This is a genomic window from Micromonospora sp. SL4-19 (genome assembly GCF_047921475.1).
GTDB lineage: Bacteria > Actinomycetota > Actinomycetes > Mycobacteriales > Micromonosporaceae > Micromonospora.
The window spans coordinates 1-2,205 of record NZ_JBLROB010000068.1 but is presented as its reverse complement, the minus strand read 5'-3'; the positions used below and the strand labels follow the sequence as shown (position 1 = coordinate 2,205).

The window sequence follows — 2,205 nt, the reverse complement described above, 5'->3', positions numbered from 1 at the left end:
GGTCGGTGAAGTCGGCCCGCTGCGCAGTTCCGATCTTTGGTCGGTCTGTTTCTGCGGGCCGCTTCCCGAACCCGGCGTGCACCTTTCAATGCACCGGGCTCTCCACAAGTCCCGTGCGGGGTCGCGGTGTCTCGTCGTTAGGTGGTTGGCCAGGGAGTGGGGATGTTCGCGCCGCGGTAGAGGTACCGAGTGGTGCTCAGTTTCTCTGGGTCGAACAGTTCCCGTTGGCCGTGGGGCCACCATCCGCCGTCGCAGTAGCGTCGGCGCAGCTCCTTCCAGGTGGTCCGGCGGTGTTTTCGCCGGAGCCATCGCCAGACCGTCTGCCACAGGTAGTGGCTGAGGTAGGCGAAGGTCGCCGACGAAACGCCGGGCCGGAAGTAGGCGCACCAGCCCCGTACCGCTTGGTTGAGCCTGCGGATCAGGTCGTCCAGCGGCTGGTTCACCTCGACCTGCCGGCATAGGGTCTTCACCTTGGCCATCACCGCTTTGAGCGACTTCTTGGCCGGATAGGTGTAGATGAAATGCCGGTTGGTCCCCCTCTTGCGATGACGCTGGATGCGCCAGCCGAGGAAGTCCATCCCCTCGTCGATGTGGGTGATCAGGGTCTTGGTCTCTGACAGGCGCAGGCCCATCGTGGCCAGGACCCCGGCGATCTCTTCCCGCAGCGCTTCGGCGTCCGCCTGGCTGCCTTTGATCATCAGGCACCAGTCGTCGGCATACCGGACCAGCTTGAAGTTCGGCAGGCCGTGCCGAAGCCGCCTCGCCTTCTCGACCTTGCTCGTGGACGGGCCACCGGGACGCTGGGCGACATACTCGTCCAGCACCGACAAGGCGATGTTGCTCAGCAGCGGGGACAGGATCGACCCTTGCGGAGTGCCGGCGTTGGTCTCCCGCAGTTGGCGGTCCTCGCCGAGGATGCCCGACTTCAGGAACGCCTTCACCAAGTCCAGCACGCGCTTATCCGCGATACGACCACGTACCCGTGCCATCAGGGAAGCATGGTCGATCTCGTCGAAGCAGGCCTTGATGTCACCTTCCACGACCCACTCGTAGCTGCGTGGTCTCGTAGCCAGGTAACGGATCTCGGCCACCGCGTCATGGGCCCGGCGTCCCGGGCGGAACCCGTAGGAGCACGGGAGGAAGTCCGCCTCGAAGATCGGCTCCAGAACCAGCTTCAGGGACGCCTGCGCCACCCGGTCGGTGATCGTCGCGATTCCCAGCCGGCGCAGCTTGCCACCGGGCTTGGGGATCATCCGCTCCCGCACCGGCACCGGCCGGAAGCTGCGGTCCTTCAACGAGGCCCGCAGCATGTCGAGGAACTCCTCGACCCCGACCCGCAACGCGATGGACATCGCGGTCGCGCCGTCCACCCCGGCGGTCTTGGCGCCCTTGTTGCTTCGCACCCGATCCCACGCCACCAACAGAAACGCTCGATCGGTGACGAGGTTGAACAGGTCGTCGAACACGCGACGAGGATCATCACGAGCCCAACGGTGCAGCTTGGTCTGGATCCCCAGTACCCGGTCTTCGGCCCGACGAAGGGCCGACTCCAGCTCGTCGGTATTCACCGGCGACAACCTCCTGGCATTCCAGCATCCGTACTGCTTGACTTGCTGGCCCCCTTCGCCCTGCGTCCGGCTCTCCCGGACCCCGACGGCGGGTCGTCACGCCCGCGACTACTACGAGGCCTCCGCCCCGACCAGCCACCCATCAGCGGCAACTCACCTGCCCACGGCCGTCCTGGATAGACAACCAGCGGGCGGACAGCCAGTCGGTTCCCACGTTCACTCATCGATCGATCGGCCAGCGAGGTGCCCAGCTCTACTCCGGCAGCATCGCCACGGCTACGCCGCAGACCTTCACCATGGCCTCCCCACCGTCGGAGCTACACGGCTTCGGAGTCGACCACCACATGATCGTGGTGGTCGTGCACTGCACACCGGCCCAGATCCACCAGGTTTCGAGCCGGCTTCGCTGTTACGGAGCTTCAACCACTGGTTCACTCGCGTTACACCGTCTGGCCTCGCCGAACAGGCCCGCACCGTCTGGCAGTCCCGGCACGTCCCGCCCTCGTCAGGGCCGCTTGCCACCCTCACCGCCGTTGCACGGATCAGGCTGCCCTCAGGCTTCACCAGGCCGCTGCGACGACCCGGCGGGAAAGGTCTCTCACCCCTCCTCGATCAATCAGCGCTACATGGCGCACAG

Annotated in this window: 1 protein-coding gene; it reads right to left on the bottom strand. The window is 65.9% G+C overall.

Features of this window, described 5'->3' with window-relative positions:
* Positions 1 to 137: 137 nt before the first annotated feature.
* A complete protein-coding gene (gene ltrA, locus ACNAVT_RS31660; RefSeq protein ID WP_416301651.1) occupies positions 138 to 1,568 on the bottom strand; it encodes a group II intron reverse transcriptase/maturase in 1,431 nt (476 codons plus the stop codon).
* Positions 1,569 to 2,205: the final 637 nt, after the last annotated feature.